The following is a 23,167-nucleotide window of genomic DNA, read 5'->3' as shown; positions in this document are numbered from 1 at the left end:
GTGCCTGGCCTTGACCGATATCAAGCCTGGCCAACATGAAATATCATCGAAACTTGACAAGAATCATTATTATTTACCCCTGACCTTCCTAGACTCGGGCTCTCTCCCCTCACCCGTCAGGAAGCCTCCATGCGTATCCCTTCTGCACTGCCCCTCATCCTGCTGTTGTCCACTTCTGCGGCGTTCGCCAAGGAATATCCCATCGGCGAACCGCAACACTGCCCAGGGCTTGAAATCGGCGCGGTGTACCTGCAACCCATCGAGATGGCCCCCGCCGGCATGATGCGCGCCACCGCCGATTCCGACGTGCACCTGGAGGCCGATGTACGCGCCACGGCGGACAACGCCCAAGGCTTCCAGGAAGGCAGTTTCGTGCCCTACCTGAACCTGTCGTTCTCCCTGAAAAAACAAGGCAGCGAGACGCCGATCAACGGCGACTTCCACGCCATGGTCGCCAATGACGGGCCGCACTATGGCGACAACGTCAAGCTGCAAGGCCCTGGCAAATACACCCTCACCTTCAGCGTATTGCCGCCCACCGGCCACCACTCCCTGGGCCGCCACACCGACAAGGAAACCGGCGTCGCGCCCTGGTTCGAACGCTGCGAAGTGCATTACGAATTTGTCTACGCCGGTATCGGCAAAAAAGGCGGCTACTGATGCGCCGCGCCCTGCTGCTGGGCAGCGTGCTGCTGAGCGGCTCGGCCCTGGCGGCGCCGTTGCCCACGTATGAACTGAGCCTGCAAGACGGCCATTTCGCCCCCCCGCAATTGGTGGTCAAGGCCGATGAGCGCTTCAAGATCGTGCTCAACAATATCGGCCAAGGCCCGGCCGAATTCGAAAGCACGCCGTTGCGGGTGGAGAAGGTGCTGTCCCCTGGCGTGACCACTTTTGTGGTCATCCATCCGCTCAAGCCGGGGTTGTACCCGTTCTTCGACGAATTCAACCCACAGTTGCCCGAAGGCAGCATCCTCGCGCAATAGGAGCCTTTGATGAATCAATCGATGTTTATCGTCTGGCGTGAAAGCGTCGAGGCGTTGTTGGTGATCGGCATTCTTCAGGTGTGGATCAGCCGCCAGGCCGAACACTCACGCCTGGCGCGTTTCCTGTGGGCCGGGGTGTTGCTCGGGCTGCTGTGCTCCGCCGGGTTGGCCGGCTTGATGCTGTGGGCCGGCGAAGCCATGAGCGGCTCCCAGGGTGAATGGGCACAAGCGGCGCTGACGTTACTGGCCAGCGGCTTGATGGTGCAGATGGTGTTCTGGATGCATCGCCACGGCGCCACGCTCAAACACAGCCTGGTGCGCGAAGCCGATCAGCGCCTGGCCCGCCAAGGTGGTTGGGGGGTGCTGTTGTTGGCACTGTTGGCAGTCAGCCGTGAAGGCAGTGAAACCGTGGTGTTTTTGTATGGCGCCGGGGCGCGCCTTAACGGTCCGGCACTGAGCCTGTTCGCCATCGGCGGCCTGTTGGGCCTGGTACTGGCGGGCCTGACGGTGGTGCTGCTGCGGGGCAGTCGACGCTTTATCTCCTGGTCGCTGTTTTTTGCCCTCAGCGAAGCACTGCTGTTGCTATTGGGTGGGGCCTTGCTGGTGGCCGGCGTGGACCGTATCAGCGGACAACTGCTGGGCATGGACCTGCCCGAATGGGTGTATGGCGCCTTCGGTGAAAGCCGCTGGGACAGCAGCGCCCTGCTCAGCGACAGCCACGGTCTGGGGTCGCTGCTGGCCGATTTTGCCGGCTACCGTGCCGCGCCGAGCCTGGTTACCGTGCTGGTGCTGCTCGGCTATTGGCTGTGGGTCGGCAACGGCCTGCGTCGCTCGCGGCCAGCGGCATGACCTGGCTGCAGCGCCTGGGCGATAGCATGCGGCGCCATGGGCGGTTAATCCGTACCGTGCAATGGCTGGTGGTGCTGGTTTACGCCGTGCTGTTGGTGTTGCCGGCGCTGCTGCCCTTGCCGAGCAGCCAGGCGCGCCTGGTGAACAACCTGACACTGCTCGCGCAATTTATCTTCTGGGGCCTCTGGTGGCCGTTCGTGTTGCTGTCGATGGTGCTGTTCGGGCGCCTGTGGTGCGGGGTGCTTTGCCCAGAAGGTTCGTTGAGCGAATGGGCCAGCCAGCACGGGCGCGGCCTGGGCATTCCGCGCTGGGTGCGCTGGGGCGGCTGGCCGACGCTGGGCTTTTGCCTGACGACCCTGTATGGCCAGTTGATCAGTGTGTATGACTACGCCCAGGCCGCCTTGCTGATCCTCGGCGGCTCGACCCTGGCGGCCATGGTCGTCGGCCTGTTGTTCGTGCGCGGTAAACGCGTGTGGTGCCGTTACCTGTGCCCGGTCAGCGGCGTCTTCGCCCTGCTCGCCCGCCTGGCGCCGGTGCATTTCGCGGTGGATGAGCAACGCTGGAAGGCCAACACCGCACCGCGCCTGCCGCTGCCCAACTGCGCGCCGCTGCTGGATATCCGCCGCTTGCAAGGCGCCAGCGAGTGCCATGCCTGTGGCCGTTGCAGCGGACAACGCGGGGCCGTGCAATTGATCGCCCGGTCGTGCAATACGGAGATCCTTCAGGCACCTCGCCAACCCGGCTCGGCATGGGATGCGCGCCTGTTGTTGTTTGGCGTGATCGGCCTGGCAATGGGGGCGTTTCAATGGACGGTCAGCCCATGGTTTATCGCGCTCAAGCAAACCCTGGCGACGTGGCTGGTGAGTCATGACTGGCTGTGGCCCCTGGAAGACAATGCGCCCTGGTGGCTGCTCACTCACTACCCGCAACTCAACGACAGCTTCAGCTGGCTCGATGGCCTGTGCATCGTGCTGTACCTGTGTGGCAGCGCACTGCTGCTCGGTGGTGGCTGCTGGCTGCTGCTGCGCCTGGCTACCTGGGTGGCGGGGGATCGCGCACTGTTTCGGCCCTTGGCGCTGACACTGACGCCCCTCGGTGGTGCGGGGTTGTTCCTGGGGTTGTCGGCGACCACGGTGAAGTTGCTGCGTTATGAGGGGTTGGGGTTGGGTTGGGTGCAGTCGGCGCGGGCGGTGTTGCTGGTTGGGGCGGTTGGGTGGTGCTTGTGGTTGGGGTGGCGGCAGCTTCGGGGGGTTGGGGGGGTGTTACGTGGGAGGGCTTGGTTTTTTGTGGTGTTGAGTAATGGGTTGGTGGGGGTTGGGTGGTGGTTGCAGTTTTGGGGGTGGGGTTGATTGGGGGGCGGGGCTGGGTCCGTGTACATATCCGTTGCTGCGGTAACGGCGGCTGGCGGGTTGGGGTACATATCCGTTGCTGCGGGAATGGCGGCTAGCGGGTTGGTGTACATATCCGTTGCTGCGGTAACGGCTACTGGCGTTTCCGCCCTTACGGCGGGTCACTTTTGGAAAAGAGCCCCAAAAGTAACCAAAAGGGCTCTTGCCCCACCACTCGGCACCTCGCTTAGGCTCGGTGTGCCCGAACGCAGGCTTGAATCCGTGGGCCGCCGTCATGGGCCATCCCTGGCCCAGGACGGCTAACCCGGCGTCCTGCCGGGTTACCCACGGATTCAAGCCTGCGTTCGGCCAGCGTGGTTTAACGGGGCGCCTAAGATCAAGATCAAAAGCCAGAGCAAAAGCAGAGCAAAACCAGAATGAGGTCTACCTGACTTGCAGAGATATCTGATCTATGAAGATCCAATTGTGGGAGGGGGCTTGCCCCCGATAGCGCCGGGTCAGCTAACAAATAAGTGACTGACACTCCCTCATCGGGGGCAAGCCCCCTCCCACACTTAACCGAGTACACCAAGCACAACTCCGGTCGGTTCCAAGGCAGCAAAAGACAGAGCAAAAGCAGGCCAAGGTCTACCTGACCTATGGAGATCTCTGACCTGTGGAGATCCAATTGTGGGAGGGGCGGTGCGACGATTCGACTTGCCCCCGATGGCGGTGGGTCAGTTAACAAATAAGTGACTGACACGCCCTCATCGGGGGCAAGCCCCCTCCCACATTTTTTACCGAGTACACCAGACCCGACACCGGTCGGCTCTATGGCTGCCGCGCTTTGGCTTTTGATCTAAGCCACCCCGTTAAACCTTGAACCGCGCCACGGTCTGATGCAGCGCTCCGGCCATCCCTGCCAGGTCATGCCCCGCGGTTTCCGTATGCAAGGCCCCCTGCAATACCTGCTGCGACAAATTCCGAATCCCCACCAGGTTCCGATCCACTTCTCGCGCCACCAGCGCCTGTTCTTCAGTGGCGCTGGCAATCATCAAGTTGCGCTCGTTGATCTGTGAAATCGACCGGGTAATCTCCGCCAACGCCTCTCCCGACCGCTGGGCCACACCCAAGGTTGCCTGTACCCGCTCGCTGCTGCTGTGCATGGCGGCCACGGCGTGTTCGGTGTCCTGGCGGATATTGCCAATCATCTGTTCGATCTCCTGGGTCGAAGACTGGGTGCGATGGGCCAGTGCGCGCACTTCATCGGCCACCACTGCAAACCCGCGTCCGGCATCGCCGGCCCGGGCGGCTTCGATAGCGGCGTTCAGCGCCAGCAAATTGGTCTGGTCGGCAATGCTGCGGATCACTTCCAGCACACCGCTGATGTCTTGCACGCGGCCCGCCAGTTGCTGGATACGCTCCGAGGTCTCCACCACGCCGGTGGCCAGGGTGTTGATCGAGGCCACGGTTTCCTGCACCTGGGCCTGCCCGCGCTGGGCGGTCTGCTCCGACAGGTGCGAGGCTTCGCTGGTGCTCACGGCATTGCGCGCCACTTCGTCGACGGCGGCGGTCATTTCATTGACCGCCGTGGCAGCCTGTTCGATTTCCTGGCCCTGCAGCTGCAAGCTGCTGCTGGTCTGGCTACTGACCGCGCTCAACTCTTCCGACGAGCTGGCCACGCCGTCCACCGACACGGCGATGTGCCGAACCATCTGGTTCAGACTCTGCTGCATCAGGTGCAGGTTGCGCATCACGCTGCCGTCGGCACTGTTGCCCAGCGGTACCTCGATGGTCAGATCACCATTGGCGATATGCTTGAGCACCCGTGCCACCTCGTCCGGCTCGCCGCCCAATGGCCGGGTGACGCTACGGGTGACGATCACGGCGGCGGCCACCACCAGGGTCAGGCACAGCAGGAACAGCCCGATCATCGTGCGACGCGCGTCGTCATACAGGGTTTGCGCCGCCTGCTCACGCTCGGTGAACAGCCGGCCTTGCATGGCCATCAACGCATCGAGGCTCTTGAACACGTCCAGCTCGGCCGGCATCACCTGCTGTTTGAGCTGGGCCAGGCCCTGTTCGCGGGCGCCCTGCTTGATCAGCGCCTGCACCTGGGTGAAGGCCGCCACGTAGGCTTCGCGATGGGATTTCAAGGTGGCATAGGCGGCCTTGCCTTCGGCGGTATCGAGCAGCGGCTCCAGGGTTGCGAAGGCCTGGGTGATGCGCTCGCGCGTCGTGCCGATAGAGGCCTGCGCCTGTTGGTTATCCTGGTCGATCAGCAGGTCACGGGTGTTGCGGCCGTTGTCACGCACGCCGGTGGCAATCACCATGATCGGCGCGATGCGAGGCCAGTCCTGTTGTACGATTTGTTCGGATTGCTGCTTGAGCGTTGCCAGGTCGTGCAAGGCATAAAACACCAGACCGACCAGGGCCAACGGCGCGATCGCGAAGCCGATGACAATGCGTTGCGCCGTGGTTAACTGCTTCATTCCATTATTCCTTGATGAAAGCCTGCCCAAAACGGACAGCATCTTTAAAAATCCTGACGGGGGTGATCGGTCACCCTCGCAATACAAATGCCGGGAACAACTCCCGCAAACGGCCCCACAACTCTGGCAACGCCATCTGTACGGAGACACTGGGCAGTTGCGCATCGAGCATCGTCGCCGTGCGCACCATCTGCACGGCAAAGCGCTTGACACCATTGGCTTGCAAACGCTGGGCCAGCAGCAGCAACCGGGGTGGGTCAATCAGGTGCCAATGCACCGTGGTGCGGCATTCATAATCCACGCCACTGGCCAGCAAGGTGTCCAGGCTGCGCCAGTTGGCGGCACCGCTGCCCTTGACCTGGGTGATCAATTGGCAGTCCTCGGCCAGGGCCTTCACATCGAAGCCCACCCAATCGGCATGGCGCAACGCATTGGCGAAGCCCGCCGGCTTGATCCCGGCACTGTGCAGGCCGACCCGAAAGCCCATCGCGCGCACTTCATCCATGGCCGCCGGCAAGCCTTCCTGCAAGGTCGGTTCGCCGCCGCTGAACACCACCGCGTCCAACAGGTCCTGGCGCCGCTGCAAAAACAACAACACCCGGCGCCAATCGATCTCGGCGCTACCGCGCGGTGCGATCAGGTCCGGGTTGTGGCAGTAACGACAGCGCCAGGCACAGCCCTGGCAAAACAGCACACAGGCGAGCATGCCGGGGTAGTCGAGGGTGGTCAGGGGCACCATGCCCCCGACCCGTAGCGCTCGACTCATTGGCGCCCGGCCAGGGCGGCCGTTTCAGTGAAGTGCACACGCTCTTTGTGCTCGGACTGTTTGCCAGGGTTGAACGCCGACACCGGCCGGTGGTAACCCATCACTCGGGTCCAGACTTCGCAGCGCTGACGTTGTGGCTGGGATGCTTGCATGGTGGAGCTCCTTGCGAGTTGATAAATCGGTTCAAGAACGGGCCGCGAGCGCGAGGACTTCATCGCACTTGGGGCAGAACTCATGTTCGCCGGCGAGGTAGCCGTGGACCGGACAGATCGAAAAGGTCGGGGTCACCGTCAAGTACGGCAGGCGGAAACGCCCCAAGGCTTTGCGCACCAGTTGCTTGCACGCCTGGGCCGAGGAAATCTGCTCGGCCATGTACAGGTGCAACACGGTGCCGCCGGTGTATTTGCATTGCAGTTCGTCTTGCAGCTCCAGGGCTTCGAAAGGGTCTTCGGTGAAACCTACCGGCAACTGCGACGAGTTGGTGTAGTACGGCGCGTCCACGCTGCCGGCTTGCAGAATGTCCGGGTAGCGCTTGCGGTCTTCCTTGGCGAAACGGTAGGTAGTGCCTTCGGCCGGCGTGGCTTCGAGGTTGTAGAGGTGGCCGGTCTCTTCCTGGAAGCGCAGCAAGGTGGCGCGCACGTGGTCGAGCAACTTGAGCGCGAACGCACGGCCTTCAGCGGTGTGCATACCCTGCTCGTCCCCGGTGAAGTTACGCAGCATCTCGTGCATGCCATTGAGGCCGATGGTGGAGAAGTGATTGCGCAAGGTGCCCAGGTAGCGCTTGGTATAGGGGTACAGCCCGGCATCCATATGGTGCTGGATCACCTTGCGCTTGACCTCCAGGCTTTCCATCGCCATGTCCATCAGGCTGTCCAGGCGTTGCAGCAAGCCAGAGGTGTCGCCCTTGAACAGGTAACCCAGGCGCGCGCAGTTGATCGTCACCACGCCCAGGCTGCCGGTTTGCTCCGCCGAACCGAACAACCCACCGCCGCGTTTGAGCAGCTCGCGCACGTCCAGTTGCAGGCGGCAGCACATCGAGCGCACCTGGTTGGGCTGCATATCGGAATTGAGGAAATTCTGGAAATACGGCAGGCCATAGCGCGCAGTCATCTCGAACAGGCGGTCGGCGTTCTCGCTGTCCCAGGGGAAATCGTGGGTGATGTTGTAGGTGGGGATCGGGAAGGTGAACACCCGGCCCTTGGCATCGCCGGCCTGCATCACTTCGATGTAGGCACGGTTGATCAGCTCCATTTCCGTTTGCAGATCGCCATAGGCGAACGGCATTTCCTCACCGCCGATCACCGGCACCTGCTCACGCAAATCTTCCGGGCATACCCAGTCGAAGGTCAGGTTGGTAAACGGCGTCTGGGTGCCCCAGCGCGACGGCACGTTGAGGTTGTAGATGAACTCCTGCACCGCCTGGCGCACTTCGGGGTAGCTCAGTTGGTCCTTGCGCACATAGGGCGCCAGGTACGTATCGAATGAACTGAACGCCTGGGCGCCGGCCCATTCGTTTTGCAGGGTGCCGAGGAAATTGACCATCTGCCCCAGGGCGCTGCTCAAGTGCTTGGGCGGCCCGGCTTCGACACGCCCCGGCACGCCGTTGAGGCCCTCGTGCAGCAGCGAGCGCAACGACCAGCCGGCACAATAGCCGGCGAGCATGTCCAGGTCATGGATATGCAGGTCCGCCTCCCGGTGGGCGCGGCCGATCTGCTGGCTGTAGACCTCGTCCAGCCAATAGTTGGCGGTGACCTTGCCCGACACGTTCAACACCAGCCCACCGAGGGAATAGCCTTGGTTGGCATTGGCCTGCACGCGCCAGTCTTCACGGTCGAGGTATTCGTTCATCGAGGTGGCGACTTCCACCAGGGTCTTGCGGTCGCGGCGCAGGCGGCCGTGTTGTTCGCGATAGACGATATAGGCGCGCATCGACAGGAAGTAGCCGGCGTCCATCAGCACGCGTTCGACGCTGTCCTGGATCTGTTCGACATCCAGCTGTTCGATACCCCTGAGGCGGGCCAGGACGGCACCCAATAACAGGTCGACATCGGCGGCTTGGTACTCGCCGGTAGCGGTGCCGGCGGCGATCAGCGCCTGACGGATTTTTTCGGCATCGAAGGGGACCAGGCTGCCGTCGCGTTTGTGTAGGCGGGTGCTGACCAGCGGGGTGAGCGTGTTTTGCATTTCCGGGCTCCAGACACTACATATAGATGTTTTTAGATCGATAGACACAATATGCAGTGAGATTACGGAGAATGGGGTGGATTTCCCTTGATCGGGGTCAAGGTTTTTTGATTGGGGAGGCATATCCGTTTTTGTGGGAGGGGGCTTGCCCCCGATGGCGGTGGGTCAGCCATAGATGCATCCACTGACACTCCCTCATCGGGGGGCAAGCCCCCTCCCACATTTTTTACCGAGTACACCAGACCCGACACCGGTCGGCTCTATGGCCGCCGCGCTTTGGCTTTTGATCTCAAATCAGCCTCCACTCATATTCATAAACCGCACCACCTGCACCTCCCCCGCCCCCGTGAAATCATGGCGCAGCGGCTTGCCTTTCAAACCCTTGTGCAACGCCGCGATCAAGGGCCCGTCATCCAGCGGATAGCGCCGCAGCAAAGCGCGAAAATCCAGCGCATCCTCCTGCCCCAGACACAACAGCAACTGCCCCTCCACCGTCATCCGTACCCGATTACAACTTCCACAAAAATTATGCGAATTAGGCGAAATAAACCCCACCCGGGTGCCCGGATGCCCCGCCAACCGCACATACCGCGCGGGGCCTCCGCTGTTCTCGGTGCTATCAATCAACCCATGCTCACGGGCAATCACCGCTCGCACTTCATCACTGGAGCAGAACGTCTCGCCCCGCGAGCGCCCCACATCCCCCAGGGGCATTTCCTCGATGAAACTGATGTCGATGCCCTGGTCGATGGCGAACTGCACCAGCGCCGGCACTTCGTCGAAGTTGCGTCCCTTCATCACCACGCAATTGAGCTTGACCCGTTCGAACCCCGCTTGGCTGACCGCCTTGATCCCCGCGAGCACCTGCTGCAAGTCGCCATTGCGGGTAATCGCACGAAACCGCGCGTCATCCAGACTGTCGAGGCTGATGTTCATGCGCTTGACCCCCGCCTCCACCAACGGCTGTGCGAGTCGCGCCAGCTGCGAGCCGTTGCTGGTCATCACCAGTTCACGCAAGCCCGGCAGTGCCGCGATGTTGCGGCACAGCCCGACAATGCCCGGGCGGATCAACGGCTCGCCGCCGGTGAGGCGGATCTTGCGCACGCCTTGGCGGACAAACAGCGCCGCCAGGCGTTCCAGCTCTTCCAGGGTCAACACCTGCTGGCGCGGCAGGAACGTCATGGTTTTGGCCATGCAATACACACAGCGAAAATCACAGCGGTCGGTCACCGACAAGCGCAGGTAATCGATCGAACGGCCCACCCCATCCACCAGGCTCATGTCACTGCACCAACGGCGAGTCGGCGCCCTGCAGCGCGATGCCGCGGATGTCCGCCGCGCCGATCAGGGTTTGCAGGTACTGCACCAATGCCTTCTGCCACACGCCCTGCTGCAACTGGGTGCGGATCGCGACCGCCACCGCTTCATACGGCAGCGGCTGGCCTTCGATACGTTGGTCGACACTGATCACATGCCAGCCATAACGACTCTCCAGCGGCTTGCCGGCCAGGCCCGGGGCCAGGGTGAACAGCTGGCGCTCCAGTTCGGGCACGGTTTGCCCCTTGCTCACCTGGCCCAACGAACCACCCTGGGCCTTGGACGGGCACGCCGAATACTTGAGGGCCAGCTCGGCAAATTGGCCAGGCTGCTCTTCCAGGGTCAGCAACAGGATTTCCGCCTGGGTGTGCGCCAGGTGGCGTGCGTCGGCATCGTCCGGCGCGCATTCAAGCAGAATGTGCCGCACCGCCAGCAGCGGCGCGCTGTGAAAGCGCCCGCGGTTGTTCTCGAAGTAGCGCACACAGGTGGCCTCGTCACACTCAGGCACCTTGACCTCGCGCTCCAGCAACAGGCGCGTGGCCGCTTCTTCTTCGTTCTCGCCGGCGGCGATCTCCACCGCCAGGCCCAGCTCGACGATCCGTTGCTGCAACAGCTCGCGGATCACCAGTGCGCGGGCGGCCAGGTACACCGCTTCCTCGCGACTTTCAGCCGGGTGATATTGCAATTCCAGGGCCATGGCCTCGGGCGTGACTGGCACGCCGTTGACGCTGACGATCGGCCATTCCTGTTCACTGCTGGCGATCAATTCCGGCGCCTTGAGCTCCTCGAACGAAGCCTGGGCCGCCACCTCGGCAATCACCGGTTCCTTGACCGACGAGCCGCAACCACCGCTGCCGCCATTCCCGCCACCACATCCGCATCCTGTAGTCATGACGTTCTCCTCAATACTTCTGCCGCACGATTTGATAACGACGCCCCAGGTACCAGATCGGCGCGCTGACCATGTGCACCAAGCGGGTAAACGGGAACAGCACGAACAGGGTCAAGCCCAACGCCACATGCGCCTTGTAGATCAGGCTGACCGGCTCGATCGAAGCCGCCGCGTCCATCGGCCGCAACAGCACCACGTTCTGCGCCCAGTCGGCGAGCATCACCATCACCGAACCGTCCATATGCCCGGTGGAGGCGACAATGGTCAGCAAGCCGAGCACCAACTGCGCGAGCAACACCAGCAGGATCAGGATGTCCGACGGGCTTGACGTGGCCCGTACACGCGGGTCACCTAGGCGACGCTTGACCAGCATCAGCAGGCCCACCAGGCACAGCAGGCCGAAGAAGCCACCGGAGACCATCGCCAGCAACTGCTTGTGCTCGGTGCTGATCACATGGTGATAGACCGACGCCGGGGTCAACAGGCCGACAAAATGCCCGGCCAGCACGAACAGCACGCCAATGTGGAAGAAGTTGCTCGCCACGCGCATGCCACGGTTGTTGAGCATCTGGCTGGAGCCGGCCTTCCAGGTGTACTGCGACAGGTCGAACCGCGCCCAGCTGCCCAACAGGCAGATCGCCAGGGCGACATAGGGATAGATCCCGAATACCAGCAAATTCCACTTAGACATTACCCACCTCCCCGGCCGGCACTGCGGCCCGCCCTTCTTGCTGAAAATCCACCCAGTGCAACGGCACCGCGCTTTCTTCGCGGGCCTTGCCTGGTGCGCTGGGCATCGAACTGCAACGGTCCTGCTGCTCGGCCTGCATGAAGTCCACCGCTTCCTCTTCCCAGATTTTGTCCAGGGCTTCGAGGGAGTCGTCACGCGGTTCGGCGGCGACCTGGGCACGCAGTTCGGCCACAGCCTGGTGCGGCTCGGCGCCGGCAATCTGCAACAGCGCACGGAAGCAACTGGCATAGCCGCTCTCGCGCTCTTCCAGCCGCGCGGCGAGCAAGGCCAACAGGTGCGCCACATCCGCCAGGCCCTCGCGGGCCTCGATGTCTTCACGGGTGGAGAGGAACTCCAGGTACAACGGGATGTAGTCCGGCAGCTCCTTGACGCCGATGGCAAACCCGGCCTCTTCGTACTGGGCCATCATGTCGACCATGGCCTGGCCGCGGTCGCGGGACTCGCCATGCACGTGCTCGAACAACAGCAACGACAGCGAACGCCCCCGGCCAAACAACGCACCGTAGTGTTCCTGACCGTCCATCAAGTCATTGGCGCAGATCAGCTCCAGCAACTCGAACAATGCGCCGCGCTGCTTGGGGCTGATTTCCCGCGATTCGATGATCGCCTGTTCCAGTTCGTCGCGGCCGTTCACCAGGATGTCGGTGGGGTAGTCCAGCAGCAACGAAATCACTTTAAGAATGCGCATGCTCAGTCCTCCCAGATTTGTACGGTTTTCAGCACGTCGCGGCGGTTGACCTTCTTGGCGCCGAACATGTTGGTGTCGGAGCTGCCGCTGCAACCGCTGCCAAAGCTGAAACCACAGCCGGAGCGCTCGGCGAACGCATCGCTCATGGCGTCTTCACGGTGCGCACTCGGCACCACAAAGCGGTCTTCGTAGTTGGCGATCGCCAGGTAGCGGTACATCTCTTCCACCTGTTCCACGCTCAGGCCGACGTCTTCGAGCACTTGCAGGTCCTGCACGCCGTCGACTTGCTGGGAGCGTTTGTAGGCACGCATCGCCAACAGGCGCTTGAGCGCACGCTTGACCGGTTTCTCATCGCCCGCGGTGAGCAGGTTGGCCAGGTAACGCAGCGGAATGCGCAGGCTGTCGACATCCGGGATCACCCCGTTCATGCCCACGGTGCCAGCCGCTGCGGCGTTCTGGATCGGCGACAGCGGCGGCACGTACCAGACCATCGGCAAGGTGCGGTATTCCGGGTGCAGCGGCAGCGCGAGTTTCCAATCCACGGCCATTTTGTACACCGGCGAACGCTGGGCCGAGTCGATCACCGACTGTGGCACGCCATCGGCCAGGGCCTGGCGAATCACCGCCGGGTCATTCGGGTCGAGGAAGATTTCCAGCTGTTTCTCGTAGAGGTCCTGCTCATTGGCCGTGCTCGCCACTTCGCTGATGCGGTCGGCGTCGTACAACAGCACGCCGAGGTAGCGAATCCGCCCCACACAGGTTTCGGCGCACACGGTCGGCATACCGGCTTCGATACGCGGGTAGCAGAAGATGCACTTCTCGGACTTGCCGCTCTTCCAGTTGAAGTAGATCTTCTTGTACGGGCAGCCGCTGATGCACATGCGCCAGCCCCGGCACTTTTCCTGGTCGATCAGCACGATGCCGTCTTCTTCACGCTTGTAGATCGCGCCACTCGGGCACGACGCCGCGCACGCCGGGTTGAGGCAGTGCTCGCACAGGCGCGGCAGGTACATCATGAAGGTGTTTTCGTACTCGCCATAAATGTCGGCCTGGATCTGGTCGAAGTTCTTGTCCTTGCGGCGCTTGGCGAATTCGGTGCCGAGGATTTCCTCCCAGTTGGGGCCCCACTCGATCTTTTCCATACGCTTGCCGGACACCAGCGAACGTGGGCGTGCGGTCGGCTGGTGCTCGCCCAACGGTGCGGTGTGCAGGTGCTGATAGTCGAAATCGAACGGTTCGTAGTAGTCGTCCAGGCTCGGCAGGTCGGGGTTGGCGAAGATGTTCGCCAACACGCGGAACTTGCCGCCGATGCGTGGGTTGATCGAGCCGTTGGCGTTGCGAATCCAGCCGCCCTTCCACTTGTCCTGGTTTTCCCACTCTTTCGGGTAGCCGATACCGGGTTTGGATTCAACGTTGTTGAACCAGGCGTACTCCATGCCTTCACGGCTGGTCCACACGTTTTTGCAGGTGATGGAACAGGTGTGGCAACCGATGCATTTGTCCAGGTTGAGGACCATGCCGATCTGTGAGCGAATCTTCATCTCAGTTCTCCTCGATATCAGTCGGCAATGGGCGCGGCAGGTCATTGCCGGTGGAGCCATCGAGCCAGTCGACCTTGGCCATCTTGCGCACCACGACAAACTCGTCGCGGTTGCAACCGACCGTGCCGTAATAGTTGAAACCGTAGGCCTGCTGGGCATAGCCGCCGATCATGTGCGTCGGCTTGAGCACCACGCGGGTCACCGAGTTGTGGTGGCCGCCACGGGTCTTGGTGGTTTCCGAACCCGGCACGTTCACGATGCGTTCCTGGGCGTGGTACATCATCACCATGCCTTCCTTCACGCGCTGGCTGACCACCGCACGGGCAGTCAAGGCGCCGTTGACGTTGAAGCATTCGATCCAGTCGTTGTCCTCGATGCCGGCGCGCTTGGCGTCGATCTCCGAGAGCCACACAATCGGTCCGCCACGGCTCAGGGTGAGCATCAGCAGGTTGTCGCTGTAGGTGCTGTGGATGCCCCATTTCTGGTGCGGGGTGATCCAGTTCAGCACGATCTCGGTCTCGCCGTTGCTGCGCTTGCCCTTCACCCCTTCGATGGTGCGGGTGTTGACCGGTGGCCGGTAGCTCATCAACTGCTCGCCGAACGCCTGCATCCACGGGTGATCCTGGTAGAACTGCTGGCGGCCGGTGATGGTGCGCCATGGGATGTTTTCGTGGACGTTGGTGTAGCCGGCGTTATAGCTCACGTGTTCGTCTTCAAGGCCGGACCAGGTCGGGCTGGAGATGATCTTGCGTGGCTGCGCCTGGATGTCGCGGAAGCGAATCGCTTCGTGGGCCTTGGAGATCGCCAGGTGGCTGTGGTCGATGCCGGTGAACTCCGACAGCGCGGCCCAGGCTTTCACGGCGACCTTGCCGTTGGTTTCCGGGGCCAGGGACAGGATCACCTCGGCGGCGTCGATGGCGGTGTCGATCTTCGGCCGACCGTGGCTGATGCCCGCGTCGTTTTCGTGGTGGTTGAGTTCACCGAGGAACTCGACTTCCTCGTCGGTGTTCCAGTTGATGCCCTTGCCGCCGTTGCCGAGTTTTTCCAGCATCGGGCCCAGGGACGAGAACTGCTTGTAGATGTTCGGGTAGTCGCGTTCCACCACCGCCATGTTCGGCGCGTTCTTGCCCGGCACCGGCGCCACACCGGCGCTTTTCCAGTCGGTGCCGCCAAATGGCTGGGCCAGTTCGCCGACGCTGTCGTGCATCAACGGTACGGTGACCAGGTCTTGTTCCACGCCCAGGTGGCCGACCGACATGGCCGAGAACGCCTTGGCGATGCCCTTGTAGATTTCCCAGTCGGAGCGCGACTCCCACGCCGGGTCGATGGCGGCCGACAACGGGTGGATGAACGGGTGCATGTCCGAGGTGTTCATGTCGTCTTTTTCGTACCAGGTGGCGGTCGGCAAGACGATGTCGGAATACACGCAGGTGGAGGACATGCGGAAGTCCAGGGTGGTCACCAGGTCGAGCTTGCCGATGGCGCCGTCTTCGACCCATTCGGCCTCGGTGGGCTTGCATTCGGTGCTGTGGCCGATGTCTTCGTTCATCACGCCGTTCTTGGTGCCCAGCAGGTACTTGAGCATGTACTCATGGCCCTTGCCCGACGAGCCGAGCAGGTTGGAGCGCCAGATAAACATGTTGCGCGGGAAGTTCACCGGGCTGTCCGGCTGTTCGCAGGCAAAGCGCAGGCTGCCGTCCTGCCAGGATTGGACCACGTAGTCTTTCGGCGTCATGCCGGCGGCAGCCGCCTCACGGCAGATGTGCAGCGGGTTGGTGTTGAGCTGCGGCGCACTCGGCAACCAGCCGGCGCGTTCGGCGCGGATGTTGTAGTCCAGGGCGTGTTCCGGGAACTGCGATTTATCGGCCAGAGGCGAGAGCACATCGTGCATGCTCATCTTCTCGTGGCGCCATTGCGAGCTGTGGCCGTAGAAGAAGCTGGTGCCGTTCATCTGGCGTGGCGGGCGGTTCCAGTCCAGGCCGAAGGCCAGGGGCAGCCAACCGCATTGCGGGCGCAGTTTTTCCTGGCCTACGTAGTGGGCCCAGCCGCCGCCGGTCTGGCCGACGCAACCGCAGAGCATGAGCATGTTGATCAGCCCGCGGTAGTTCATGTCCATGTGGTACCAGTGGTTCATCGCCGCGCCGACGATGATCATCGAGCGCCCCTTGGTCTTGTCGGCGTTGTCGGCGAACTCACGGGCGATCTGGATGGCTTTCTCGCGGCTGACGCCGGTGATCGCTTCCTGCCACGCCGGGGTGCCCGGCACGCTGGCGTCGTCGTAGTCCTTGGCCACGTTCTGGCCGCCCAGGCCACGGTCGATGGCCAGGTTGGCGGCGGACAAGTCGAACACCGTCGCCACTTTGGCCACGCTGCCGTCGGCCAGGGTCACGCTGTGCACCGGCACGCGGCGGAACTGCACGGCATCGCCGGCCACGTGCTGGAAGTGTTCGTGGGCTTCGCCGGCAAAATACGGGAACGCCACTTCGGCGACGTCGTCACCGATCAGGCTGAGTTTCAGGTCGATGGCACGGCCTTCACCGCCTTCCTTCGCGAGGATGTTCCACTTGCCCTTCTCGCCCCAGCGGTAGCCGATGGAACCTTGTGGCGAGACCAGTTCGCCGCTTTCGTCGAGGGCGATGGTTTTCCATTCCGGGTTGTTGTCCTGGCCGAGGTTGCCGGTCAGGTCCGAGGCCCGCAGGAAGCGGTCAGGCTGGAAGCCGGCGCCGGGGGCAAAACCGGTCATCGGCTTGAGCATCACCAGCACCGGCAAGTCGGTGAAGCGCTTGGCGTAATCGGTGAAGTAGGCGCTCGGTTTGTCCAGGTGAAATTCCTTGAAGATCACATGGTTGAAGGCCTGGGCCAACGCGGCGTCGGTGCCCTGCTTGGGGTTGAGCCACAGGTCGGTGAGCTTGGCCACTTCCGAATAGTCGGGGGTGATGGCCACGGTCTTGGTGCCCTTGTAACGCACCTCGGTGAAGAAGTGCGCATCCGGGGTACGGGTCTGCGGGACGTTGGAACCCCAGGCGATGATGTAGTTGGAGTTGTACCAGTCGGCCGATTCCGGCACGTCGGTCTGCTCGCCCCAGACCATCGGCGAGGCCGGTGGCAAGTCGCAGTACCAGTCGTAGAAGCTCAGGCACACGCCGCCGATCAGCGACAGGTAACGCGAACCCGCCGCGTAGCTGACCATGGACATGGCCGGGATCGGCGAGAAACCGACGATGCGGTCCGGGCCGTATTGCTTGATGGTGTAGACGTTGGAGGCAGCGATGATCTCGTTGACCTCCTCCCAGTTCGAGCGAATGAAACCGCCCATGCCGCGCTTGCTCTTGTACGAGTCGGCCTTGACCTTGTCCTCGACAATGCTCGCCCACGCCTCGACCGGTGGCAGGGTCAGGCGCGCTTCACGCCATAGCTTGAGCAACGGCTTGCGGATCTTCGGGTACTTGAGGCGGTTGGCGCTGTAGATGTACCAGCTGTAGCTGGCACCCCGCGGGCAGCCGCGCGGCTCATGGTTGGGCAAGTCGTTGCGGGTGCGCGGGTAGTCGGTCTGCTGGGTTTCCCAGGTGATCAGGCCGTTCTTCACGTAGATCTTCCACGAGCAGGAGCCGGTGCAGTTCACGCCGTGGGTGGAGCGTACGATCTTGTCGTACTGCCAGCGCGAGCGATAGACGTTCTCCCAGTCGCGGGACTCCTTGCGGGTCTCGCCGTGACCCTCGGAGAATTCGTTTTGCTTACGGTTGAAGAACCGCAGTTGATCCAGCAAGTGACTCATGATGTTTTCCTCATCAGGCGTGCCGTGGGGTACGTTGCCCCGGCGAATTCGTGGTCGATCAGCAGGGAGTGGCGCAACCTTTGCGGGCGTACCACCACCAGGTCACGACAATGCAGCTCAGGTAGAAACCGACAAACATGTAGAAGGCCATCGCCGGGCTGCCGGTGGCGGCCATCGAGGTGCCGAAGGATTTGGGAATGAAGAACGCACCGAAGGCGCCCATGGCCGAACTGAAGCCGAGTACGGCGGCGGATTCCTTGCCGGCATCTTTGAGCGCTTGCTCGCGTTCGGCGGCGGATTTACCGGCGCTGGCCTTTTCGTGCTGGGTGCGGAAGATCACCGGGATCATGCGGAAGGTGGAGCCATTGCCCACGCCGGTGGTGATGAACAGCAGCATGAACATGCCGAGGAAGCCATAGAAGCTGCCGCCCTGGCCGTTTTCGGGCAGGAAGTGCAACACGCCGAACACCATCACGATCATCAGCACGAAGTTCCACAAGGTCACCCGTGCACCGCCCAACTTGTCCGCCAGCCAGCCGCCCAATGGGCGTACCAGTGCGCCGACCAGAGGCCCGAGGAAGGCGAATTTCAGCGCTACCACATCGGGGAACGAAGTCTTGATCAGCAGGGGGAACGCCGCCGAAAAGCCGATGAACGAACCGAAGGTGGCCAGGTACAACCAGCACATCAGCCAGTTGTGCTTGCGCTTGAAGATCACCGCCTGCTCGCTGAACGAGGCACGGGCGCTGGACAGGTCATTCATGCCAAACCAGGCCGCCACGGTGACGGTGAGGATAAACGGCACCCAGATAAAACCGGCGTTCTGCAACCAGAGTTGACTGCCATCCGGCAAGGTTTGCGGTTGACCGCCGACCAGGCCGAACACGCCGAAAGTGATCACCAGCGGCACGCAGAACTGCATCACCGACACCCCAAGGTTGCCGAGGCCGGCGTTCAGGCCCAGGGCCGTGCCCTGCTGCGACTTGGGGTAGAAGAAGCTGATGTTGGACATGCTCGAGGCGAAGTTGCCGCCGCCGAAACCGCACAGCAACGCGATCAGTACAAACACGCTGTAGGGGGTGTTGGGGTCTTGCACCGCAAAGCCCATCCACAGCGATGGCAGCAGCAGCGACGCGGTGCTCAGGGCGGTCCAGCGGCGGCCGCCGAAGATCGGCACCATGAACGAGTAGAACACCCGCAAGGTCGCGCCGGACAGGCCCGGCAACGCCGCCAGCCAGAACAGCTGGTCAGTGGTGAACGTAAAGCCGATGGCGTTCAGGCGCACGATCACCGTGCTCCACACCATCCACACGGCGAAGGCCAGCAACAGCGCAGGGATCGAGATCCACAGGTTGCGGGTGGCAGTCTTCTTGCCGCTGGCGCCCCAGAACGCGGGGTCCTCAGGGCGCCAGTCGTGGATCACCGGCCCCGAGCCGGGCTTTTGCGCGATGGACATGTTCATTCTCCTTGGAGACGTTGGGCGGTTTTGCCCAAAAGCGGTTGCTTGCGCATTTCGCTGAAGTACATCCAGGTCAGGGACACCCAGACCACGCCGTACATCAACATGAAGCAGGACGAGCGCACGCCGGTGAGGTCCACCAGGGCGCCAAACAGAATCGGCAGTACAAAGCCCCCCAGCCCACCGGCCAGGCCGACGATGCCGGACACCGCGCCCATGTTCTGCGGGTAGTCATTGGCGATGTACTTGAATACGGAGGCCTTGCCGAACGCGAAGGCGATGCCCATCACGAACAGCAGCACGGTGAACAGGGTGGCGTTGAGGCCGATATGGAAATCCAGGGGGCCGTTGACGGTCTGCACCTGCAATTGGGTCTGCGGGTAGCTGAGCAGGAACAGGCAGATCCAGCTCACCCACAACACCCACCAGGTCACGCTTTGAGCGCCCCAGCGATCCGACATCCAACCGCCCACCGCACGCAGCACGCCACCGGGCAGCGAGAAACACGCGGCCAGCAGTGCGGCGCTTTGCAGGCTGAAACCGTATTCCTGCACGTAGTACTTGGTCATCCATAGCGCCAGGGCCACGTAGCCGCCGAACACAATCGAGTAGTACTGGCAGTAGCGCCACACGGCCGGGTCTTTCAGGCACAGCAACTGCTGGCGCAGGGTCGCGCCGCCGGCACTGCGGTGCGCCTTGTTTTCGCTGGTGAGAAACCAGAACAGCAGCGCGGTGATAAACAGGATTGCGCCGAACACCTTGGGCACCAGGTGCCAGGTGCCGAGGGCGATCAGCGCCGGGGCCAGAAACTTGGTGACAGCGGCGCCCGCGTTGCCGGCGCCAAACACCCCCATGGCGAAGCCCTGGTTGTCCTTGTCGAACCATTTGGCAACGTAGGCGATGCCCACCGAGAACGAGCCACCGGCCAGGCCGACGAACAGGCCCAGGACCAGGAACTGCCAATAGGCGGTGGCGTAAGTGATCAGGTACAGCGGCAACACACACGCGAGCATCAGCAGGAAGAACACAATGCGCCCGCCGAAACGGTCAGTCAGCAGGCCCAGCGGCAGGCGCACCAGGGAACCGGTCAACACCGGCGTGGCGGCCAACAGGCCGAACTGGGTTTCGTTGAGTTGCAACAGCTCTTTGATGGGGACGCCCAACACGGCGAACATCATCCACACCATAAAGCAGACGGTGAAAGCCAGTGTGCTCATGCCCAGCACCAGGCCTTGTCTTATACGGGGTTGAGTCACGGTACGCGCTCCAGAAAGTGATTCCATGAGCGCAGGTTAGGGGCGGCCCCCCCTTGGAACTTGACGCAGATCAACGTCCGCCTGGGGGGTATCGGGCTATGCTGGCCCCACCTACCTCTAAGGAGGTAGTTCGAACAACAAGAGAAAGTCTTTATTTATCAATGGATTGGTCTCTTGTGCCGGTGTTTTCCCGTGGGAGGGTTTGCCGGCAATTCTTTAGAGGTAGTGCGCCAGGGATTGCGGTGTTCCAGCCCTTTTTGCCCTTTTTGGTGCCGCCATGCAGACGTCCCCCCTCCTTCGATTACGCCGCCGTGTTTAGCTGGCTGCGCAGTTCCCTGCCCGCCCGCGCCGGCCTGGCCGTGATCCTGATCGCGATCCTCGCGCTCGCCAGTTCCTTGAGTGCCGGCTTGATCGCCTGGTTCAGCCAGGGCGACGCCGCCGCGATCAATACCGCAGGCTCGGTGCGCATGGAGACCTACCACCTGAGCTGGAAGCTCGCCGCCGGCGCACCGGCCGACGAGATCGACAGCATTACCCAAAGCCTGCAAGGGCGTCTCGATAGCCAGTCGCTCAAGGCCGTGCTCGAAGACGGCCCGCGCAGTGCGTTGTTGCAAAGCTACCAACAGATCCAGCAACGCTGGCACGACGACCTGCGCCCGGCCCTGGCACGGGGTGACGCCGCCCTGTTCCAGGCCAGCGCACCGGGGTTCGTCGAGCAATTGAATCAATTCGTCAGCCTGTTGCAGCAACAGAGCGAACACAAACAAGGCTGGCAACAAGGCATCCAGGGCCTGGCGCTGTTCAGCACCCTGATCATCCTGTTGATCGGCCTGTATGAACTGCAATACGGCGTGGTCAACCCCTTGCAGGAGCTGGTGCAGGCCACCCGGCGCTTTCGCGACGGCGACTTCAAGACCCGGGTCAACCACCGTTCCGAGGATGAACTGGGGCAACTGGCCCTGAGCTTCAACACCATGGCCGAAACCATCGAAGCCTCCCACCGCACCCTGGAAAGCCAGGTGCGCCTCAAGACCCTCAACCTGCAACAGGCCAACGCCGCCCTCGAGTTGCTCTACCAGAGCAGCCGCAGCCTGGCCACGCGCCTGGCGAATGCCGAGGGCCTGGATGAACTGATCCGACGCTTCCAGAAGCGCCTGCCGGGGCTGCGCCTGTCGCTGTGCCTGCAAGGCCACTTCCTCGCACCGGCCCAGCAGATGCTCGCCCTGCATGGCGGCGACAGCCGCAACGTCTGCGCCATCGGCGACTGCGCGACCTGCCAGAAACACAAGGTCGCGCCGCCCCAGGTGTTCAGCATCAGCAACCAGGGCTCGGAACTGGGCGAACTCAAGGCCCACTTCATCGACGGCCATGCGCCCCAGGACTGGGAGAAACAACTGATCCAGGCCCTGGCCAACCTGATCGGCACCTCACTGTCCCTCAAGCGCCAGCGCGAGCAGGACCACCGCTTGCTGCTGCTCGACGAACGCACCATCATCGCCCGCGAACTGCACGACTCCCTGGCCCAGGCGCTGTCGTACATGAAGCTGCAAGTCAGCCGCATGCAAACCCTGATCCGCCGCGGCGAACCGGTGGAGACCCTGGCCACCGTCACCGCCGAGCTGCGCGACGGTCTGAACAATGCCTACCGGCAACTGCGTGAGTTGCTCACCACCTTCCGCCTGCAAATCCACGATGCCGGGCTGGTGCAGGAACTGCAGGACACCGCTGAAGAGTTTTCCCGGCGCGGCGAATTCCAGGTCCACCTGCACGTCGACGCCCTGGCCTTCCAGCTATCGGCCAGTGAGCAGATCCACTTGCTGCAAATCACCCGCGAAGCCCTGTCCAATTGCCTGCGCCACGCCCATGCGCAAAACGCCTGGCTGCAACTGCGCCAGGAGGGCGAGACCGTCAGCCTGTGCATCGAAGACGACGGCCGTGGCTTTTGCGGCGACGTCGATCAACGTGAACACCACGGCCTGACCATCATGGACGAGCGCGCACGCAGCCTGCACGGCCAACTCGACATCGGCCCACGCGAGCCCCAGGGCACGCGCGTGCAATTGCGTTTTCACCCGGAATTCCTCGGGCAACCTCTACAAGGCACCCACGCATGAACACACCCACTCGCCACCGCATCCTGCTAGTCGACGACCACCCGATGATGCGCCACGGCATGCGCCAGATGCTGGAACTGGAAGACGACTTGCAGGTAGTCGGCGAGGCCGGTAATGGCCAGGAAGCCCTGGACCAGATCGACACGCTGCAACCGGACCTGGTGCTGCTGGACAACAACATGCCGCAAATGAACGGCCTGGAAACCCTGCGCCGCCTGCGGGCCATGAACTATGCGGGCAAGGTGTTGCTGTTTACGGTGTCCGACGCTGAAGACGATATTCGCGATGCCCTGCGCCTGGATGCCAACGGGTACCTGCTCAAGGACATGGAGCCGGAGTTGGTCGTCCAGTTCATCCGCGATGCCTTGCAGGGTGCCTTGGTGATCAGCCCTGGGTTGACGCGGGTCCTGGCCCAGGCCCTGCGCTCGCCGCAACCCCATGCGGCGGTGGAGTTGACCGAGCGGGAGCGGCAGGTGTTGAAGACGATTGCCAGTGGGCATAGCAACAAGGTGATCGGGCATAAGTTGGGGATTACCGAGGGGACGGTGAAGGTGCATGTGAAAAATTTGCTGCATAAGTTGGGGTTGCGGTCGCGGGTGGAGGCGGCGGTTTGGGCGATGGAGCATTTGCGGCAGGCGGGGTGAGGTTTTTTTGGGGTGGGGTTGAGTACATATCCGTTATTTAGGTGACGGCCACTGGCGGTTCCGCCCTTACGGCGGGTCACTTTTGGAAAAGAGCCCCAAAAGTAACCAAAAGGGCTCTTGCCCCACCA

Annotated in this window: 18 protein-coding genes; 6 read left to right on the top strand and 12 right to left on the bottom strand. The window is 62.6% G+C overall.

Annotated features, from left to right (window positions below):
* Positions 1-129 precede the first annotated feature (129 nt).
* The 4 genes from AC1Q6I_RS32715 to AC1Q6I_RS32700 are packed head-to-tail and all read left to right on the top strand — an operon-like array spanning position 130 to position 3,181.
* A complete protein-coding gene (locus tag AC1Q6I_RS32715) occupies positions 130-660 on the top strand; it encodes an iron transporter (protein WP_102625767.1) in 531 nt (176 codons plus the stop codon).
* Positions 660-983 carry a cupredoxin domain-containing protein gene (locus AC1Q6I_RS32710; RefSeq protein WP_102625766.1) on the top strand — a complete coding sequence of 108 codons (324 nt, stop codon included), beginning with the start codon at positions 660-662 and terminating at the stop codon, positions 981-983. The genes AC1Q6I_RS32715 and AC1Q6I_RS32710 overlap by 1 nt, the downstream gene beginning before the upstream one ends.
* A gap of 9 nt (positions 984-992) precedes the next feature.
* Positions 993-1,832 (top strand): FTR1 family iron permease, encoded by an 840-nt coding sequence (locus AC1Q6I_RS32705; RefSeq protein WP_102625765.1) that lies wholly within the window; start codon positions 993-995, stop codon positions 1,830-1,832.
* Positions 1,829-3,181, top strand: a complete 1,353-nt coding sequence (locus AC1Q6I_RS32700) for a 4Fe-4S binding protein (RefSeq protein ID WP_492618415.1) — start codon at positions 1,829-1,831, stop codon at positions 3,179-3,181. Before AC1Q6I_RS32705 ends, AC1Q6I_RS32700 begins: the two co-directional genes overlap by 4 nt.
* An 851-nt stretch (positions 3,182-4,032) precedes the next feature.
* On the opposite strand, the gene AC1Q6I_RS32695 is transcribed toward AC1Q6I_RS32700, so the two are convergent.
* From AC1Q6I_RS32695 to AC1Q6I_RS32640, 12 genes are all read right to left on the bottom strand, one after another.
* A complete protein-coding gene (locus tag AC1Q6I_RS32695) occupies positions 4,033-5,652 on the bottom strand; it encodes a methyl-accepting chemotaxis protein (protein ID WP_102625204.1) in 1,620 nt (539 codons plus the stop codon).
* Positions 5,653-5,722: 70 nt separating this feature from the next.
* Complete coding sequence (locus tag AC1Q6I_RS32690; protein ID WP_024075038.1) at positions 5,723-6,418, bottom strand: anaerobic ribonucleoside-triphosphate reductase activating protein; 696 nt, start codon at positions 6,416-6,418, stop codon at positions 5,723-5,725.
* Positions 6,415-6,570: an anaerobic ribonucleoside-triphosphate reductase gene (nrdD, locus tag AC1Q6I_RS32685; RefSeq protein WP_024075037.1), complete on the bottom strand. Its 156-nt coding sequence runs from the start codon at positions 6,568-6,570 to the stop codon at positions 6,415-6,417. Before nrdD ends, AC1Q6I_RS32690 begins: the two co-directional genes overlap by 4 nt.
* A gap of 31 nt (positions 6,571-6,601) precedes the next feature.
* A complete protein-coding gene (locus tag AC1Q6I_RS32680; protein ID WP_024075036.1) occupies positions 6,602-8,602 on the bottom strand; it encodes a ribonucleoside triphosphate reductase in 2,001 nt (666 codons plus the stop codon).
* Between the two features lie 294 nt (positions 8,603-8,896).
* Positions 8,897-9,883, bottom strand: coding sequence for a GTP 3',8-cyclase MoaA (moaA, locus tag AC1Q6I_RS32675; RefSeq protein WP_102625553.1), 987 nt, complete (start codon positions 9,881-9,883; stop codon positions 8,897-8,899).
* Between the two features lies 1 nt (position 9,884).
* The gene (locus tag AC1Q6I_RS32670) at positions 9,885-10,811 is read right to left on the bottom strand and encodes a peptidylprolyl isomerase (protein ID WP_102625552.1); all 927 of its coding nucleotides are present in this window, start codon (positions 10,809-10,811) and stop codon (positions 9,885-9,887) included.
* A gap of 10 nt (positions 10,812-10,821) precedes the next feature.
* A complete protein-coding gene (gene narI, locus AC1Q6I_RS32665) occupies positions 10,822-11,502 on the bottom strand; it encodes a respiratory nitrate reductase subunit gamma (RefSeq protein ID WP_024075033.1) in 681 nt (226 codons plus the stop codon).
* Positions 11,495-12,250 (bottom strand): nitrate reductase molybdenum cofactor assembly chaperone, encoded by a 756-nt coding sequence (narJ, locus tag AC1Q6I_RS32660; RefSeq protein WP_102625551.1) that lies wholly within the window; start codon positions 12,248-12,250, stop codon positions 11,495-11,497. The genes narI and narJ overlap by 8 nt, the downstream gene beginning before the upstream one ends.
* 2 nt (positions 12,251-12,252) lie before the next feature.
* Complete coding sequence (gene narH / locus AC1Q6I_RS32655) at positions 12,253-13,791, bottom strand: nitrate reductase subunit beta (RefSeq protein ID WP_102625550.1); 1,539 nt, start codon at positions 13,789-13,791, stop codon at positions 12,253-12,255.
* 1 nt (position 13,792) lies between these two features.
* On the bottom strand, positions 13,793-17,566 hold the full coding sequence (locus tag AC1Q6I_RS32650; RefSeq protein WP_024075030.1) for a nitrate reductase subunit alpha: 3,774 nt from the start codon (positions 17,564-17,566) through the stop codon (positions 13,793-13,795).
* 58 nt (positions 17,567-17,624) lie between these two features.
* Positions 17,625-19,022: a NarK family nitrate/nitrite MFS transporter gene (locus tag AC1Q6I_RS32645; protein ID WP_024075029.1), complete on the bottom strand. Its 1,398-nt coding sequence runs from the start codon at positions 19,020-19,022 to the stop codon at positions 17,625-17,627.
* Between the two features lie 2 nt (positions 19,023-19,024).
* Positions 19,025-20,281: an MFS transporter gene (locus AC1Q6I_RS32640; protein WP_024075028.1), complete on the bottom strand. Its 1,257-nt coding sequence runs from the start codon at positions 20,279-20,281 to the stop codon at positions 19,025-19,027.
* Positions 20,282-20,592: 311 nt separating this feature from the next.
* Here AC1Q6I_RS32640 and AC1Q6I_RS32635 point away from each other — a divergent pair, with 311 nt between their 5' ends.
* Together AC1Q6I_RS32635 and narL are read left to right on the top strand one after the other, a co-directional pair.
* On the top strand, positions 20,593-22,395 hold the full coding sequence (locus AC1Q6I_RS32635; RefSeq protein WP_102625549.1) for a HAMP domain-containing protein: 1,803 nt from the start codon (positions 20,593-20,595) through the stop codon (positions 22,393-22,395).
* Positions 22,392-23,039: a two-component system response regulator NarL gene (narL, locus tag AC1Q6I_RS32630; RefSeq protein ID WP_024075026.1), complete on the top strand. Its 648-nt coding sequence runs from the start codon at positions 22,392-22,394 to the stop codon at positions 23,037-23,039. The genes AC1Q6I_RS32635 and narL overlap by 4 nt, the downstream gene beginning before the upstream one ends.
* Positions 23,040-23,167 lie beyond the last annotated feature (128 nt).

This window comes from Pseudomonas sp. MPR-R2A5 (assembly GCF_058793055.1).
This window is presented reverse-complemented; position numbering and strand designations above follow the sequence as displayed.